At 72.4% G+C, this 17,570-nt stretch carries 13 protein-coding genes; 5 read left to right on the forward strand and 8 right to left on the reverse strand.

Annotated elements, in window-relative coordinates:
* Positions 1-22: 22 nt before the first annotated feature.
* From AC0ZLC_RS31410 to AC0ZLC_RS31425, 4 genes are all read right to left on the reverse strand, one after another.
* Positions 23-805, reverse strand: a complete 783-nt coding sequence (locus AC0ZLC_RS31410) for an MIP/aquaporin family protein (protein WP_476755331.1) — start codon at positions 803-805, stop codon at positions 23-25.
* A 721-nt stretch (positions 806-1,526) separates the two neighbouring features.
* The gene (locus tag AC0ZLC_RS31415) at positions 1,527-3,191 is read right to left on the reverse strand and encodes an EAL domain-containing protein (protein ID WP_476755332.1); all 1,665 of its coding nucleotides are present in this window, start codon (positions 3,189-3,191) and stop codon (positions 1,527-1,529) included.
* Positions 3,192-3,385: 194 nt separating this feature from the next.
* The gene (locus AC0ZLC_RS31420) at positions 3,386-4,576 is read right to left on the reverse strand and encodes a lipid-transfer protein (RefSeq protein ID WP_476755333.1); all 1,191 of its coding nucleotides are present in this window, start codon (positions 4,574-4,576) and stop codon (positions 3,386-3,388) included.
* A gap of 4 nt (positions 4,577-4,580) precedes the next feature.
* On the reverse strand, positions 4,581-5,039 hold the full coding sequence (locus AC0ZLC_RS31425; protein WP_476755343.1) for a Zn-ribbon domain-containing OB-fold protein: 459 nt from the start codon (positions 5,037-5,039) through the stop codon (positions 4,581-4,583).
* 185 nt (positions 5,040-5,224) lie between these two features.
* Here AC0ZLC_RS31425 and AC0ZLC_RS31430 point away from each other — a divergent pair, with 185 nt between their 5' ends.
* Positions 5,225-6,034 (forward strand): M15 family metallopeptidase, encoded by an 810-nt coding sequence (locus AC0ZLC_RS31430; RefSeq protein ID WP_476755334.1) that lies wholly within the window; start codon positions 5,225-5,227, stop codon positions 6,032-6,034.
* A 126-nt stretch (positions 6,035-6,160) separates the two neighbouring features.
* Complete coding sequence (locus tag AC0ZLC_RS31435; protein ID WP_476755335.1) at positions 6,161-6,700, forward strand: NUDIX domain-containing protein; 540 nt, start codon at positions 6,161-6,163, stop codon at positions 6,698-6,700.
* Between the two features lie 36 nt (positions 6,701-6,736).
* On the opposite strand, the gene AC0ZLC_RS31440 is transcribed toward AC0ZLC_RS31435, so the two are convergent.
* Positions 6,737-9,103, reverse strand: a complete 2,367-nt coding sequence (locus AC0ZLC_RS31440) for a glycoside hydrolase family 31 protein (protein ID WP_476755336.1) — start codon at positions 9,101-9,103, stop codon at positions 6,737-6,739.
* A gap of 213 nt (positions 9,104-9,316) precedes the next feature.
* Here AC0ZLC_RS31440 and AC0ZLC_RS31445 point away from each other — a divergent pair, with 213 nt between their 5' ends.
* Positions 9,317-11,284 (forward strand): acetoacetate--CoA ligase, encoded by a 1,968-nt coding sequence (locus AC0ZLC_RS31445; RefSeq protein ID WP_476755337.1) that lies wholly within the window; start codon positions 9,317-9,319, stop codon positions 11,282-11,284.
* Here the strand turns inward: AC0ZLC_RS31445 and AC0ZLC_RS31450 are convergent, their stop codons facing one another.
* Entirely contained in the window at positions 11,285-12,604 is a 1,320-nt protein-coding gene (locus AC0ZLC_RS31450) for an aminotransferase class I/II-fold pyridoxal phosphate-dependent enzyme (RefSeq protein WP_476755338.1), read from the reverse strand. It abuts the gene before it with no gap.
* Positions 12,605-12,715: 111 nt separating this feature from the next.
* On the opposite strand from AC0ZLC_RS31450, the gene AC0ZLC_RS31455 reads away from it, so the two are divergent.
* A complete protein-coding gene (locus AC0ZLC_RS31455) occupies positions 12,716-13,924 on the forward strand; it encodes an MFS transporter (RefSeq protein ID WP_476755339.1) in 1,209 nt (402 codons plus the stop codon).
* A gap of 22 nt (positions 13,925-13,946) precedes the next feature.
* The gene (locus tag AC0ZLC_RS31460; protein ID WP_476755340.1) at positions 13,947-14,837 is read left to right on the forward strand and encodes a hypothetical protein; all 891 of its coding nucleotides are present in this window, start codon (positions 13,947-13,949) and stop codon (positions 14,835-14,837) included.
* Between the two features lie 72 nt (positions 14,838-14,909).
* On the opposite strand, the gene ptsP is transcribed toward AC0ZLC_RS31460, so the two are convergent.
* Positions 14,910-16,580: a phosphoenolpyruvate--protein phosphotransferase gene (gene ptsP / locus AC0ZLC_RS31465; protein WP_476755341.1), complete on the reverse strand. Its 1,671-nt coding sequence runs from the start codon at positions 16,578-16,580 to the stop codon at positions 14,910-14,912.
* Between the two features lie 77 nt (positions 16,581-16,657).
* Complete coding sequence (locus AC0ZLC_RS31470; protein ID WP_476755342.1) at positions 16,658-17,107, reverse strand: PTS sugar transporter subunit IIA; 450 nt, start codon at positions 17,105-17,107, stop codon at positions 16,658-16,660.
* Between the last annotated feature and the right edge of the window lie 463 nt (positions 17,108-17,570).

The following is a 17,570-nucleotide window of genomic DNA, read 5'->3' on the forward strand; positions in this document are numbered from 1 at the left end:
GGATACCCCTTGGTCGCTCGGGTCAGAAGGCTGCGTTGTAGATGAGGCCGGCGAGCGCCCCGCCGATCAGCGGGCCGACGACCGGGACCCAGGAGTAGCCCCAGTCGGAGGTGCCCTTGTTCGGAATGGGCAGGAACGTGTGCACGATGCGCGGGCCCAGGTCGCGCGCCGGGTTGATGGCGTACCCGGTGGGTCCGCCGAGGGAGAGTCCGATGCCGACGACGAGCAGGGACACCAGCAGGACGGAGATGCCGGAGCCGTAGATCCCCTGTTCGCCGGGGACCGGGCCGATGCCGATGCCGACGTTCTTGCCGAAGGCTAGGATCGGCAGCACCAGGCCGATCGTCGCGATGACCTCGGTGATCAGGTTGGCGACCGGGTTCCGGATCTCGGGGATGGTGGAGAAGATGCCCAGGGTCGGCGTCGGCTCGTCCGCCGTTCCCTCCGTGGTGCCCGCCTTGCGGACGTTGGCCTGGAACTGCGCGAGATAGACCAGGTAGGCGAGGACGGCACCGAGCATGGCTCCGACCATCTGGCCCAGCACATAGACCCAGACCTTGTCCCAGACGCCGGTGTCGACGGCGACTCCGATGGTGACGGCGGGGTTGAGGTGGCCGCCGGACAGGGGCGCGGCGGTGTAGGCGCCGGCCAGCACGGCGAAGCCCCAGCCGAACGCGATGACGATCCAGCCGGCGGCCCGCGCCTTCGAGAATCTGAGGGTGACGGCGGCGCACACTCCGGCGCCGAACAGGATGAGGATCGCGGTACCGATGACCTCACCGACGAATATGTCTCCGTTGCTCATGGCGGCTCCTAGGCCCTCGCCCGGGGCGGTCCGCCCCGGTCCACCGTGCAGGGTGCGTTTCCCATGGCTACTTCAGCCGAGGGCAGGGAGAGTCCCGCGCCCCGCCCGGCGTCCGTGACGAGCGTGCCGTAGCAGCGGAATCGCCCGTGGGGGATGGCCCTTCGTGCAGGCGGGAACCCTTGCGGTACAGCGCCTGAAGACGCCCGAATGCGGCGATGCCGACTGACACCGGGAAGTGTTCACCGGCACTCAGGGGGCGTCAAGGTCGCCGACCGGAACGGTTCGCGACCACGGGCCGCGCAACACGCGGGTACGGCGTCCCGGGCACGGGGAGAACCGCGACACCGGCGGGCCGGCCGCCGAACGTCGTCAACGCCCGTGCACGCGCCACTCGTTGCCACTACGAAGGCTTGCGAACCATCCTGGTGAGGACGGTCCCGACGCTGCCCCCACGTAGTCAACGCCCATGCGTGGGCCGCTAGTTGACGGCGCAAAGGCTGAGGAGCCATCCCGGGAAGGACGGTCCCGGCGCTGCCTCGCGTTGTCAACGTCCTTGCATGGGCTACTCGTTGGCGGTGTGAAGGCTGAGGAGCCATCCCGGGAAGGACGGTCCCGGCGCCGCGCCCCACGTTGTCAACGCCCGCGCGCAAGACACCCGTTGACGCCGTACAGGCTGACGCGCCGTCGGAGGAGGACGGTCCCTCTCCGCCGCGGCCCCGGCTCAGCCGGGGTGAGTGCGCGCCGGTGTGGTGGCGGCCCAGGCAGCGTGTGGCGCCGGCCCGGCCAGGGGCCCGCGGCGCACCTCGTGGCCCGGCAGTCCCGCCCGCCCGAGGATCCAGCTCGCCCCCGGCAGGGCCTTCGCCGCCTGCTTGAGCGGTGCGAGGCAGGCGGCGGCCTGCCGGTGACCGCTCACACTTGCTGGCGGGCACAGGACCGTGGCGAGGGAGAGCGTCACGGCCAGCCCGCCCGCCGACCACGGCGTGTCGAGGACCGAGGCGGCAACCCGGTCGAGCCCGTCCGGGTCCGCGAGGACCAGGAAGTCGTCGCCGCCGATGTGCCCCACGCGCACGTCCTCGGACGCGGCGAGCTGCAACGCCCGCCCCACCGCCCGGATCAGCTCGTCCCCGGCCGCGAACCCGGCCGCGTCGTTCACCCGCTTGAAGTGGTCCACGTCCAGCCAGCTCAGCGCGAACGTCCGGCCGTCCGCGATCCGCCGGTCCACCTCCTCGGTGATGGCGTCCGAACCGGGCAGCCGCGTCAGCGGGTTGAGCCCCGCCGCCTCCTCGACCCGGGTCTCGGCCAGCGCCCGCACGAGGTCGGCGAGCCGCACGACGCCCACGCACCGCCCGCGCCCGTCGACCACGGCGACGTCGTCGGACGTACGGTCCCGGTCCCCGCCCGCGACCACGTCGAGCACCTCCCAGGCCGTCGCGTCGACGCCGACCGTGCGCGGCGGATCCCCGAGCCTGACGGCCGGCCGGTCGGCGTACAGGGCATGCCCGTACCGCCCCGACATCGACAGCAGGAACCGGGACCGGTGCACCGAACGCACGGGTACCCCGAATGCGTCCACGAGCAGTACTCCCGACACGTCGGCGGCCCCCGTGAGCAGCGCACGCACCCGCCCAGCGGACACCGTCGCGGGCAGCAGCGCGGCGGGCCGCACGAACTGCCGCACCGAGGGCCCCGAACGGGGCACGGCCGTCACGGCGGGGGCCACCGCCGGGACGTACACGTCCGCGGCGGGCAGTCGCGCCGGCGGGGCGAACAGCTCACCCTGCGCCAGCTGCGCGCCCGCGGCCACCGCCGCCGCGCACTGCGCCTCCGTCTCCACGCCCTCGACGGACAGCAGCGCGCCCGACTCCTCGCACAGCGTCCGCATCGCCCGCACGGCCGCCGGACGGCACAGCAGGGACGCGTCGAGCTTGATCAGCTCAGGAGCGAGGTCGGTGAGCAGCCGCAGGGGTACGTCGCCGTCCCCGACGCCGTCCGCACAGATCCGGAAGCCGTCCGCCCGCAGCCCGGCGACCGCCTCCAGCAGCGCCTGCCGGGGCACGTGCGTGTACGGCGGCCCGACGTCGACGGTCACCTCCCACGTCATCCGCCCCGCGTCCCGTACCGCGTCGCGCAGTGCGGCCAGCCCTCCGAGGTCGGCCAGCGTCCCGGCGAAGACGTTGACGTGCAGCGGCAGCAGCGTCTCCTTGCGCGCCGCCGCACGGATGGCCAACGCGGCCACCCTCCCGTCGAGTTCCGGGTCGCGACGGGCCTCCGCGAGGATGTCGCCCGCCTCCGGACGCGCGAGTATCTCCAGCGCGGCGACCCCTCCGGTCGTCAGGTTGACCACCGGCTGGAAGGCGAAGCGGAGAGTTTCCGTCCAGGAGTGCACGGAAGCATGATGGCGCCGCTCCCGCGCGACCAGGCGCGATTCACACGCTGTTTACGCAGGATTCCGGAGCGGTCACACTCCGTGCGCACACCTGTCCGGGCGTGGCCGTCCGTACACGCCGTCCGTGTACTCCTGTTCGGGCGTCCGCGTCCTGACGTCCCCCTTCCGGGGCGTCTCCCGGGTGTCCGTCGGCGTCACCGTACGGCGACCACGGACGAACCGTGCCCGAACAGACCCTGATTGGCGGTGATCCCCACCCGCGCCCCCGCAACCTGCCGGTCGCCCGCGTCCCCCCGCAACTGCCACGTCAGCTCGCACACCTGCGCGATGGCCTGCGCCGGGACCGCCTCCCCGAACGAGGCGAGCCCGCCACTGACGTTCACCGGTATGCGCCCGCCCAGCGCCGTCGCACCCTCCCGGAGGAGCTTCGCCGCGTCGCCCTCGCCGCACAGCCCCAGATCCTCGTACCACTGCAACTCAAGCGCGGTGGACAGGTCGTACACCTCGGCGAGGGAGAGGTCCCCGGGGCCGACCCCCGCTTCCTCGTACGCGGCGCGGACGATCGACGAACGGAACGTCCCGTCGGCCGCGGTCACCGCCGCCGCGGAGTCCGTGGCGATGTCCGGCAGATCCAGCACGGTCCTGGGGTAGCGCGGCGTCACCGTGGACACGGCCCGGATGCGCACGGCGTCGGCCGCGCCGTGCCGCCGCGCGAACTCCAGGCTGGACAGCACGAGGGCCGCACCGCCGTCCGAGGTCGCGCAGATGTCGAGCAGCCGCAGCGGATCCGCGACGACCGCCGAGGCGGCCACCTCCTCGGCCGTGACCCGCCTGCGGTAGCGCGCGTGCGGATTCAGCGCGCCGGCCGCCGCGTTCTTCACCTTGACCAGCGCGAAATCCTCGGGGGTGTCCCCGTGCACGGCCATCCGCCGCCGCGCGTAGAGCCCGAAGTAGGCCGGATTGGTCGCCCCGAGGACCCGGAAACGCAGCCAGTCCGGGTCCTCGGGCCGGTCCCCGCCCGCCGGTCGGAAAAATCCCTTGGGCGCCGCGTCCGCGCCGACCACGAGCACCACGTCCGCGAGTCCCGAGAGGATCTGCGCCCGGGCCGCGTCGACCGCCTGGGCGCCGGAGGCGCAGGCCGCGTAGACACTTGTCACCCTGGCCCCCTGCCAGCCCAGCGCCCTGGCGAACGTCGCGCCCGCCACATACCCCGGATATCCGCCCCGCACGGTGTCCGCGCCCACGACCGAGCCGACGTCGCGCCAGTCGAGCCCCGCGTCGGCGAGCGCGGCCCGGGCGGCCACCGTCCCGTACTCCACGAAGCCGCGCCCCCACTTGCCCCAGGGATGCATGCCCGCGCCGATCACTGCCACGTCACCCGTCATGCCGTCACACTCCGTCGCCGGACGCCGCTCGTCGCACCGCTCCCGTCGCCCTCACCGGCCGCCAGTGCCAGGTCGTCCACGTCGTCTCCGCGTCCTCGTTCAGCATCCCGGGGACGAGCTCCACCTCCATGCCCACCGACAGGTCGGCGACGGTGACCCCGGGAACGGCCTGTCCGAGCACGACGACCCGCTCGGCGGCCAGCTCCACCGCGATCAACGTGTACGGGCGCCAGGCGAGTTCCGGGTCGGACACGTACGGTGACGGTGGCCGGTACCGGCTGTCCGTGTACGACCAGACGTGTCCGCGCCGGGACAGCGGCACCTCCGTCAACGCGCCCCCGGAGCAGGCGGGGTTGCGGCAGAAGACGTCCTCGCGGGGAAAGAACACCGAGGCGCACGCCGAGCAGCGCGTGCCGAGCAGGCGGAAGCCGTCCCCGTCCCCGGCGAACCATCCGGCCACCACCGGTGTGCGTGTGCGCGCCATGGGCCCTCCAGCACATCAGATCTGATGGAACGTCAGAAGTGTGTCACGGGTGACGGGAATTGGGCAGGGCACCGGAGTCCGTACGTGATCCCCGTCAGCCGGCGAGACGCGGCGCGCCCGCGCACCCTTCCCAGACGCAACCCCGGCCTGGTAGACGCAGGGGCATGACACGACTCTCCGCCGCGGTCCGGGGCCTGGTGACCGCGCTCGCGGCCCTTCTGTCCGTGGCCGCCGCCTCCGCCACCGCCCGCGCCGAGCCCGGGCCGAAGGCCCCCGAGGACTTCGTGGCCCTGAGATCCGTCGACCCCACGATCCGCCAGGACATGCGCTACTTCACCCCGCACAACTTCGTGGGCGAGCGCATCGACGGCTACCGGCAGCCGGTCTGCATCCTGACCGGGCCCGCCGCCGAGGCCCTGCACAAGGCCCAGACGAAACTGCTGCGCCAGGGCTACAGCCTCAAGGTCTACGACTGCTACCGGCCGCAGCGCGCGGTGGACCACTTCGTGCGCTGGGCCAAGGACCTCGACGACCAGCGGATGAAGCCCGAGTTCTATCCGCAGGTCGACAAGACCCGCCTGTTCGAGGACGGTTACATCGCCGAGAAGTCCGGACACAGCCGCGGCTCCACCCTGGACCTCACGATCGTCGAGCTGCCGGCCCGGCCGACGCGGCCGTACGTCCCCGGGCAGCCGCTCGTGCCCTGCTACGCCCCCCGGAGCGAGCGCTTCCCCGACAACTCCGTGGACATGGGGACGGGCTACGACTGCTTCGACCCGCTCGCGCACACCCTGGACCCGCGCGTCCAGGGCGAACAGCGCACGCACCGGCTGCTCCTGAAGGGGACCCTCGAAGGACTCGGTTTCGTCAACCTCGCCGAGGAGTGGTGGCACTACACGTACAAACCGGAGCCCTACCCGGACACCTACTTCGACTTCCCGGTGTCCAGGAGGTCGCTGACACCGGTGCACTGAGCCGGCCGCTGTCCAGGAGGTCGCTGACACCGGCCCACCGGGCCGGCGTCCGACGCCCGACGGCCCCGCGGCGTCCTGTCGGCCTCCCCGCAGACGCCCTCGACATGATCGGATACAGTCCGCCGCGTGTCCGCAACCCACCACTCGCCGACCGCCGACTCCGCACCCGGCTCGCACTGTTCCAGCTGCGGGGCGCCCTACGGAGAGGGTGTCTCCGGCTGGCCCCGCACCTGCGCCGCGTGCGGCACGGTCGCCTACCGCAATCCCCTGCCGGTCGCGGTGGCCCTGCAACCCGTGTACGACACCCGGGGCACCGCACTGGTGGTCATCACCCGGACCATCGCCCCCGCGCTCGGCGGCATCGCGCTGCCGGGCGGGTTCGTCGACCACCGGGAGGACTGGCGGCACGCCGTGGTGCGGGAACTCCAGGAGGAGACAGGCATCCACGCGGCGAGCCGCGAGGTACGGCTCGCCGACGCGATGAGCTCTCCCGACGGGCACCTGCTGCTCTTCGGACTCCTCCCCGAACGTCCCGCCGCGGACCTTCCGGAGTCCGCCGCCACGGACGAGACGGACGGCTGGCACCTGCTCCGCAGACCGGCGGAACTCGCCTTCCCGCTGCACACGCTGGCCGTCCGGGCCTGGTTCGAGGGACGCTACGTCTGAGCACTTCCCGGCGGCGCGGGTCCGCCCGGCGCCCACTCAGTGCGCTCCGGGCCCCCGCGGCCGCACCCGGTGCGGCGGCTCGCCGGGACCGTCCTCGGAATGCCGCTCGACCACCAGCCGCCGGCCCTCCCAACGCGTCACGTAGCGTTCGATCTGCGCCTCGCTCCACCCGTCACCCGCGTCCTGCACCACCAGCCCGCCTCCCGTGCGGCCACGCGCGGGCGCCCAGACGTCCAGCTCCAGGCTGCCGTCGTCACCCCGCACGGGCACCACGGCACCCGCCCGCGCGAGGACCGGAATCCGGGACAGGGGGGCGTCGATCAGCACCTGGGCGGGCCCCTCGTACGCCCTCCCGGTCGCGGTGTCGTACCAGCGTCCGCGCGGCAGCTGCACCGCGCGCCGGTCCGCTCCCGGATCCAGCACGGGAGCCACCAGAAGACAGTCACCGAGCAGGAACGCGTCCTCGCAGTCACGCAACGCCCGGTCCTCGGTCGCGCCCCACCACAGGGGACGCACGTAGGGCGCTCCGGTGCGCCGCGCGAGGTGCGCCAGGGTCACGAAGTACGGCAGCAGGCGGCGCCGCTCGACGAGTGCCACGCGCGCGTGCGCCAGCACGTCGTCGCCGAACTCCCAGGGCTCCCCGCGCCCCGCCCGCAGGCCGGCGTGCGTACGGAACAGCGGCAGGTACGCGCCCAGCTGCAGCCACCGCAGATACAGCTCGGGAGACAGGCGCCCGTCGCAACCGCCCACGTCGGGCCCCGAGTACGGCACCCCGCTCAGGCCGAGCCCCATCACCAGCGACAGCGAGGCCCGCAGCCCGGGCCACCCCGCCTCCACGCCACCCGACCAGGCCCCTCCGTAACGCTGCATCCCTGCCCACCCGGATCGCGAGAGGACGAACGGCCGCTCCCGGGGCGACGTCTCGCGCAGCCCCTCGTACCCCGCCCGGGCCATGCACAGTGCGTAGACGTTGTGCGCCTCGCGGTGGTCCCCGCCGGCGCCCTCCAGGAAGTGCCGGGCCGAACGGGGCAGCGTGTTCTCACCGAACGCCGTGAACGACGTCGGCTCGTCCATGTCGTGCCATACCCCCGCGAAGCCCTGGCCGAGCCGCTCCTCGTAGAGCCGTCCCCACCAGCGCCGCACACGCGCGTCGGTGAAGTCGGGGAAGAGTGACTCCCCGGGGCGGCCCACCGCCTCCACGAGCCGTCCCCCGGCGTCGCGCACGAAGACGTCCTCGGCCGTCCCGCTGTCGCGGACGGCGTTGCCCGGCACGGACCCGACCGCGGGTTCCACGACCGACACCAGCCGGATCCCGTCGCGTCGCAGCTCGTCGGCGAGCACCGGCAGCTTGGGGAAGCGTTCCCGGTCCACCGTGAACACCTGCTGGGCGTCGTGGTGGCCGGTGTCCAGATGGACCGCGTCGAGCGGAAGGTCGCGCTCCTGATAACCCCCCACGATCCGCCGCACCTCGTCCTCGCCGTCGAGCCCCGAGCGCAGGTGATGGTGCCCGAGCGCCCAGGCGGCCGGCAGCGCGGGCGCCCCGGTGAGCGCGGCCCACGCATGCAGCACGCGCGCGGGGGTGCCCACCAGCACCCAGCAGCGCAGTGGACCGCCGTCCATCCGCAGTCGGCAGGTGCCCACCCGGTCGTGCCCGGAGCCGGCCCCCTCCTCGCCCTCCCGCAGCGTCACCGTGCCGTCCCACGAGGTGTCGTGGAAGATCAGATGGGTGGCCGCGTCGGCCACCACCAGCTGCACCGGCATGGTGATGTGCAGCGGGTCGTCGCCGTGCCCCGCCGCGCGGCCGGGGTCCGTGTTCCACAGCCGGTAGGTGCCGTCGCGCAGCCGTACCCCGGCGGCCCGTCCGCCCAGACCGAAGAAGCGGGCGTCCGCCGCCACTTCGGAACGCTGCATCCAGCGCGCCGCGCCGCCCTCCGGCGTCTCCCACCAGCGGGGCGGCAGATCGCGGCGCAGGGTCACTCCGCCGGGCGTACGCACCTCGATCGCTCCGTGCCGCGACACGGCGACCGTGACGCGCTCGGCCACGATCCGCCAGCCGCCGTCCTTGTCGGGTTCCAGAACGGCCCGCGGATCCGGCTCGGGGCAGCTGCCCGACAGCGCGTGGGACGGCACCGGTCCCGCGCCGTCCCAGCCCCAGAACACCGAGCCGTTCACCGCCACGCTGATCCGCAGCTCCGACCGCGTGAACTTGACGACCCCGCCCCCGGGTCCCGGCTCCGCCCCCCGCACCGGTCCCGGCACCCGCGCCCGCTCGCCGCCCCGGCGCGGCAGACCGGCGGCGTCCAGCCGCCTCCTGCGCCATGCGGCCCGCACGGTGCGCAGCCCTTGAGCGGCACCCCCCGAACCGATCGCCTTCACCGAACGCACCAGGTCACGACCGTCCATGCTGTTCAGCCTGCCATTCACGGTGCCTCGGGGGTGAGCCGTTCAACTGCCGTTCACCCGTGGCGAGGGCACATCTTCACGACACGGACTATGTGCGGCGCGCCCTGGTGTAGAAGTCGATCACATGGCATCGTCCGTGTCAGCCGCGTGACGCGCACACCCCTGCCCGTGCGCGCCAGACGCACACGACGCGCACAGTCCGGGAGCCGCCCCATGTCCTCAGCGAACGCCTCGCCGCTCTGGCAGCCCGACCAGGCACGTATCGACCGCGCCCAGGTCACCAGGTTCCAGGCCTGGGCGGCCGAGCACCACGGAGCCCCGGCCTCCGGCGGCTACGCGGCGCTGCACCGCTGGTCCGTCGACGAGCTGGACACGTTCTGGAAAGCCGTCACCGAGTGGTTCGACGTACGGTTCTCGGCTCCCTACGCGCGCGTACTGGGCGACCGTTCGATGCCGGGCGCCGAGTGGTTCCCCGGGGCCACGCTGAACTACGCGGAGCACGCCCTGCGCGCCGCGGACACCCGCGCGGACGAGCCCGCCCTGCTGTACGTCGACGAGACCCACGAGCCGAGCCCCGTGAGCTGGTCCGAGCTGCGCCGCCAGGTCGGCTCCCTGACCGCCGAGCTGCGCGCCCTCGGAGTGCGCCCCGGAGACCGGGTCAGCGGCTACCTCCCCAACATTCCGCAGGCCGTGGTGGCCCTCCTCGCCACGGCCGCCGTGGGCGGCGTGTGGACGTCCTGCGCCCCCGACTTCGGCGCCCGCAGCGTCCTGGACCGCTTCCAGCAGGTCGAACCCGTCGTCCTGTTCACCGTCGACGGCTACCGCTACGGCGGCAAGGAGCACGACCGTCGCGACACCGTCGCCGAGCTGCGCCGCGAACTGCCCACCCTGCGCGCCGTCGTGCACATCCCGCTGCTCGGCACCGCCGCCCCCGAGGGTGCCCTGGAGTGGTCCGCGCTGACGGCCGGCGACGTGGAGCCCGTCTTCGAGCCGGTGCCCTTCGACCATCCCCTGTGGGTGCTGTACTCCTCGGGCACGACGGGCCTGCCGAAGGCGATCGTCCAGTCCCAGGGCGGCATCCTGGTCGAACACCTCAAGCAGCTCGGCCTGCACTGCGACCTCGGGCCGCGGGACCGCTTCTTCTGGTACACGTCCACCGGCTGGATGATGTGGAACTTCCTCGTCTCCGGCCTGCTCACCGGCACCACGATCGTCCTGTACGACGGCAGCCCCGGCCACCCGGACACCGGGGCGCAGTGGCGCATCGCCGAGCGCACCAAAGCCACCCTCTACGGCACCTCCGCCGCCTACGTCATGGCGTGCCGCAAAGCGGGCGTGCACCCCTCGCGGGACTTCGACCTCTCACGTGTCCAGTGCGTGGCCACCACCGGCTCGCCCCTGCCGCCCGACGGATTCCGCTGGCTGCACGACGAGGTCCGCGACGACCTGTGGATCGCCTCGGTCAGCGGCGGCACGGACGTGTGTTCCTGCTTCGCGGGCGCCGTACCGACGCTCCCGGTGCACATCGGTGAACTACAGGCCCCGGGCCTCGGCACGGATCTCCAGTCCTGGGACCCCGGCGGTGAGCCCGTCGTCGACGAGGTCGGCGAACTCGTGGTCACCAACCCGATGCCGTCCATGCCCGTCCGCTTCTGGAACGACCCCGACGGCAGCCGCTACCACGGCAGCTACTTCGACACGTACCCCGGAGTGTGGCGGCACGGAGACTGGATCACCGTCACCTCGCGCGGCTCCGTCGTCATCCACGGCCGCTCCGACTCCACCCTGAACCGCCAGGGCGTACGGATGGGATCCGCCGACATCTACGAGGCCGTCGAGCGACTCCCCGAGATCAGGGAATCCCTCGTCATCGGTGTCGAACAGCCCGACGGCGGCTACTGGATGCCCCTCTTCGTGCACCTCGCCCCCGGAGCCGAACTCGACGACGCCCTCCTGGACCGCATCAGGCGGACCATCCGCGAACAGCTCTCGCCGCGCCACGTCCCCGACGAGGTCATCGAGGTGCCCGGCATCCCGCACACCCTCACGGGCAAGCGCATCGAGGTCCCCGTGAAGCGCCTTCTCCAGGGCACCTCCCTGGAGAAGGCGGTCAACGTCGGCTCCGTGGACAACGTCGAACTGCTCCGTTTCTACGAGGACCTGGCCCGCGAGCGCTCCTGATCAGCCCCCGTAGGTGGCCTCGGACTCGCCGAGCACGGTGGCGAAGTCCGAGGCCAGCAGCGCCGCGTCGGCCGGCTCCAGACCGGAGACCGAGATCCGCACCCCCGGGCCGGACGCGATCCGGAACCGGGCACCCGCCGCCACCCACCAGCCGTACGACCGCAGCCCGTTCACCACCGCCGACTCGTCGCGCACAGGCACCCAGACGTTCATCCCGCTCACCCCGCGCGCCTCGACCCCGCGCCGTGCGAGTTCCCCGACGAGCGCCTTCCGCCGTTGGCCGTACGTCTCTCCGGCACGCGCCACCAACGCGCGCGTGTCCTGGTCCGCCAGCAGTCCGTGAACGGTCTCCTGCAGCAGATGACTGACCCACCCCGAAGTCAGCAGCAGCCGGCCGTCGTGCCGGGCCAGGGTCGTCGGGTCACAGGCGGCCGCGGCCCACCGCAGGTCCGTCCCCAGGAACTTGCTGACGGTCCGTACGTGCACCCAGCGCTGCAGACCGCCCGACGTCAGGGTGCGGAGCGGGGCCCCCGCGACGGCGGACGCGTGGTCGTTCTCCACGACCAGCACCTCGGGCGCCTCCTGGAGCACGCCGACCAGCGCGTCACGGCGCTCCACGGAGAAGCGCCCCCCGTACGGATTCTGCGCCCGCGGACTGCAGACGACCGCCCGTACACCTGCTCGCAGTGCGGCACGCAGCGCCTCGGGGCGGATCCCCTCGTCGTCCACTGCCACCGGCACCGTACGCAGCCCCAGCGCCGTGACCAGATCCAGCAGATGGTGATAGCCGGGATCCTCCATGCCGACGGCGTCTCCGGGCCGCAGCTCCACGGACAGCAGCCGCCCGATCATGTCCAGGGCGCCGTGCGCGAACGTCACGCCGTCGGCCGGCACGCCGTCCGGGCCGAGCCACGCACGCACCGCCTCCTCGAGCCGCGCCAGCCGCGGCGCGCTGCGGTGCGACCGCGTGCCGGGGGAGAGCCGCGACGGAGGCACCAGATGGGGGAGGAGTCGGGGATCCGGGTGCCCGCCCGCCAGATCGCGCACCCCGGGCGGCACTTTCGGGGGCCGACGCGAGGCCACCGCGGGTGCGGCGGCGACAACGGTCCCGCCGCGCCCGCGCGTCACCACGATGCCGCGCCGCCGCAGCTCCTTGTAGGCCGTCGCGACCGTCCCCGGACTCACGCCGAGTTCGTCGGCGAGGCGCCGCACCGGCGGCAGGGGGACTCCAGGGCTCAACGCCCCTTCGGCCACGCCGCGTTCGACGGACGACGCAATCCCCTTGGCCGTCGTACCAGTGATCCCATATTGTGTTGCCACGTTACCAAGTATGTATCAATACATATTAGTAAGCAAGGGGGAGCAGTGGGTCCGATACGCCGCGCGGCCGGATGGGCGACACGCCTTCCAGGAGGCACCGACGGCCGCAGAATGCTCTGCATCGCCCTCGTCGACCGGATCGGCAGCGGTCTGTGGGCCTCCGTCTCCGTCCTGTACTTCACGTACGTCACCGGCCTGACCGTGACCGAGGTCGGCACCCTCGTCGCGGTGGCCGGCGCCATCGGGATCGCCGGGGCGCCACTGGGCGGCCGCATCGCCGACCGCCTGCCGCTCACCCACGTCCTGATCGCCCTGCAACTCCTGCGCGCTCTCGCCTCCTTCGCCCTGCTGACCACCGACGACTACGCGCTGCTGCTCGTGTTCTCGTCCGCCGGCAGCCTCGCCGACCGCGCCGCCAACGTCCTGACCAAGCTCTACGCGGCCCGCGTCGCGGGCCCCGACCGCGTCCGCTACCAGGCCGTGAACCGAACGGTCGCCAACGCCGGGTGGGCCGTGGGCGGCCTCACAGCGGCAGCGGCCCTCGCCGTCGGCACCACCGCGGCGTACCAGTGGCTCCTCGCCGGCGACGGCCTCTCCTTCGTCGCCGCCGCACTCCTCACCCGCCGCTGCGGCGAGCCGCCGTCCCCGTCACGCACCGTCGCCTCGTCGGACGGGCCCGCTCCCGCACCGAAGAAGGCCGGCCCCTGGCGGGACCGCACCTACCTCGCCTACGTCGCCACCGAGGCGGTCCTCTCCCTCGACGACGCCGTGTTCAAGGTCGGCCTGCCCCTGTGGATCGCCCACGGAAGCAACGCCCCGCACGGCCTCGCACCGCTGCTCATGGTGCTCAACAACGTCATGGTCGTCGCCCTCCAGGTCCCCCTGGCCCGCTTCGGCGCCACCACCGCGGCCGCCCGCGCCCTGCTGCTCCCGCTCTCCGCGGTCTTCGCCCTCGGCGGCGTGACGATGGCTCTGTCCAGCACCGGCGGAACCCTCACCGCCACCGTGTTCCTCACCGCCGCGGCCATCGCCTTCACCGTCGCCGAGATGCTCCACGCCACCGTCTCCTGGGACCTCTCGATCGCCCTCGCGCCCGACACCGCCCAGGGCGGTTACCTCGGTGTCCACGGACTCGCCCAGTCCGTCCAGCGCAGCCTGGGACCACTGGCCGTCACCGCGGCCATCGCCACCGGCCCCCTCGGCTGGACGGTCTTCGGCGGTGTCATCGCGCTGACCTGCGGAATCCAGCACCGCCTCGTCCGCGACCGCATCCACCGGAAGGCATTGTCAGTGCCGCCGATTACTGTGAGTGAGCATTGATCGACCGTGCACAGGGGGAAACATGGCGCACACCCAGGACCGGACCATGCGACGCGTTCTGCGCCGCGAGATCGCCGGCACCATCGGCCTGCTCACCGACGAAGAGGACTTCGCGGCGATGCGGCGCTACCGGACCTTCACCTTCGACGACCACCGCACCTACCTCCGGCAGGTGGAGGCCCTGCTCATGACCCTCGCCGCGGAGGGCAGCCACACCACCGTGGCCCTCTTCGACCCCGAGGAGTACGCCGAATTCTGCACACACAGCGGCCTGGACCCCGACGCCCCGTCCAGCCGCACCCGCTTCACGGCCGAGCTGGCCGCGACGGGCCCCACCCTCCCGTACGAGGGACAACCCCTCACCGAACTCGTCCCGGACCTCGTGGACGAAGCCGTCCGACAGGCCACCTGGGAGTACGCGACCACACTCCTGGCCCGCATCGGCGACTGTGCCTCCTGCGGGGAGGACATCGGACGGGCCGCGTTCACCCGGGCCACACAGCTGCTCACCCGCATCCTCGACACCGCCGGCCCCGGCGAACGCCACCTCGTACTGAGCGTCTCCACAACGCCCGAACCGCTCATGGCCGTCCTCCACGCCGAGGCCGCCGAGGACTCCACAGGCCCGGACGAGACAGAGGCCCTCGAATTCGCCACGGTCCTCGCCCTCGGCATCGCCACCGGGACACCGGCCGGACTGGTCTTGCGCACCAGCGCCCCCGGCACGACCGACCGGGTCTACGGCTGGCGCCTGCGCGGCGAGAACCTGCAGCCCCTCACCGCCGCCGAGGTCTTCGACGCGTACTGCACCGACCTCGACTCCGGAGACCTCGTCTCCCCGGAGTCCGGCGTCGACTACTGCGCGCCACCCGACCTGGGGCAGGACGGCCGGAACGGGGGGCACAGGCACTGAACACAGGAGGGGCGCCCCACCCGCAGGCGGAGCGCCCCTCACCACAGCCGGTCGCCCGGCGACGTGTCCCGCCTACTCGCCGGACAGCACCGCCTGAGCCGCGCTCCGCGCCTCCTCGGCGGTGTCCACGGCACGCGCGGCGGCGGCGGCACGCTCGCACTGCGCCAGCGTGTACTTCGCCAGTGTCGACCGCACATACGGGATCGACGCGGCGCCCATCGACAGGGAGGTGACCCCGAGACCGGTCAGCACACAGGCGAGCAGCGGGTCCGACGCGGCCTCACCGCAGACACCACAGCTCTTGCCCTCGGCCTGCGCCGCCTCGGCGGACAGCGCCACCAGGTCCAGCAGCGCGGGCTGCCAGGGGTCCTGCAACCGGGAAACCGCACCCACCTGCCGGTCCGCGGCGAACGTGTACTGCGCGAGGTCGTTCGTTCCCAACGACAGGAACTCGACCTCCTGCAGGATCGAGCGCGCCCGCAGCGCGGCCGACGGGATCTCCACCATCGCGCCGAACTTCGCCCGCAGCCCGGCCTTCCGGCACGCGTCGGCGAACGCCTTCGCGTCGGTGCGGTCCGCCACCATCGGCGCCATGACCTCGAGATGGACCGGCAGCCCCTCCGCAGCCTTCGCCAGAGCCGTCAGCTGGGTGCGCAGCACGTCCGGGTGGTCGAGCAGCGAGCGCAGCCCGCGCACACCCAGGGCGGGGTTGGGCTCGTCCGCCGGAGTCAGGAAGTCGAGCGGCTTGTCCGCACCGGCGTCGAGCACCCGCACGACGACACGGCCCTCGGGAAACGCCTCGAGCACCTGGCGGTACGCCTCCACCTGCTTCTCCTCGGACGGCGCGTTCTTGCTGTCGTCCAGGAAGAGGAACTCGGTACGGAACAGACCTACGCCCTCGGCACCCGCCTCGACAGCGGCCGGCACGTCCGAAGGACCGCCCACGTTGGCGAGCAGCGGCACCTTGTGCCCGTCGGAGGTGGCGCCGGGACCGGTCGAGGCCGAAAGCGCGGCCCTGCGCGCGGCCGCCGCGGCCTCCAGCTGAGCCTTCTTCTCGGCGCTCGGCTCGACGAAGATCTCACCGGTGCTGCCGTCCACCGCGATCATCGTGCCCTCGGCGAGCTCGCCCGCGCCGGGAAGCGCGACCACGGCGGGAACACCCAGCGCCCGCGCGAGGATCGCGCTGTGGCTGGTGGGGCCACCCTCCTCGGTGACGAAACCGAGGACGAGAGTCGGGTCGAGCAGCGCGGTGTCCGCCGGCGCGAGATCACGCGCGATGAGGACGTACGGCTCGTCGCTGTCCGGCACACCCGGCATGGGCACGCCGAGCAGCCGGGCCACGATCCGGTTCCGCACGTCGTCGAGGTCGGCCACGCGTCCGGCCAGATACTCACCGGCACCCGCCAGCAGCGCCCGGTACGCGGCGAACGCGTCGTAGACCGCTCGCTCCGCCGTGCTGCCGACGGCGATACGCCGCTCGACGTCCGCCATCAGCTCGGGGTCCTGGGCCATCATGGCCTGGGCCTCGAGCACCGCCTGCGCCTCGCCACCGGCCAGGTTGCCGCGTGCCGTCAGATCGGCCGCAACAGCTTCCACGGCCTTGCGGGCACGCCCCTGTTCGCGCTCCGCGTCCTCCGCGGGAATCTGCTTGGCCGGCGGTTCGAGAACCGCCGTTCCCATGTGCCGAACCTCGCCGATCGCCACACCGTGGCTCACGCCGACGCCTCGCAGCGTTGTCTCCATCTCACCCGTCTCCGATAGTGCGGCGGGCCCCGCCGCCGCGGTGGTTGTCCCGGTGCCGTCCCGTGACGGCACCGCCGTCACTGCCAGCCGAAGAGGCTGTCGCCGGCTTTCACGTCGCCGTCATCGCGGACTTCGGAGAGAGACTCCGCCGTGGCCTCGAGCGCCACCACCGGGCACACCGGGGACTTGCCCGCGGCCTCGACGTCGGCCGGATTCCAGCGGATCACGGACTGGCCGCGCGCCACGGTGTCGCCCTTGTTGACGAGCAGCTCGAAGCCCTCGCCATTGAGCTGCACGGTGTCGATGCCGAGATGGGTGAGCACGCCGTGGCCCCGGTCGTCGACCACGACGAAGGCGTGGGGGTGGAGCGAGACGATGACTCCGTCGACGGGGGCCACCGCCTCGGAGGCCTCACGTACGGGGTCGATCGCCGTACCCGGGCCGACCATGGCTCCGGAGAAGACGGGGTCCGGCACTGCGGCGAGCCCGATGGCGCGTCCTGCAAGAGGGGACGTCACGGTGGTCATGGGAAGCCTCCCGGGGGCGGAGATTCAGGATGGGCCGTCACTGCCTGTCCCGGACGGCGCACTGTTGAGCAGCGTATGTCATATGAACTGCCGGTTCCGCACGAGAGGATCCGGTTGGAGGCTGTAGGAGAGAGCGCAGACGATTTGCGCCCACCACGGGACCGCGTGTACAGTCGTAGACCTGCTTGGGGCTGAACGACGCGACTACGCGTCCTGGCCGAGCAGCAACCAACTTGTCAGATCCTATCTCGGGGTCCGTTCTGCATGTTTGCGGGACGGTGGTCAGGGAGACGGAAAATCACTGATAGAGTTTGGAACACCGAAGGGAAGCGCCCAGAGGAAAGCCCGAGAGGGTGAGTACAAAGGAAGCGTCCGTTCCTTGAGAACTCAACAGCGTGCCAAAAATCAACGCCAGATATGTTGATACCCCGTCTCCAGCATCAGCTGGGACGAGGTTCCTTTG

The sequence above is a fragment of the Streptomyces sp. GLSS-08 genome (genome assembly GCF_056387915.1).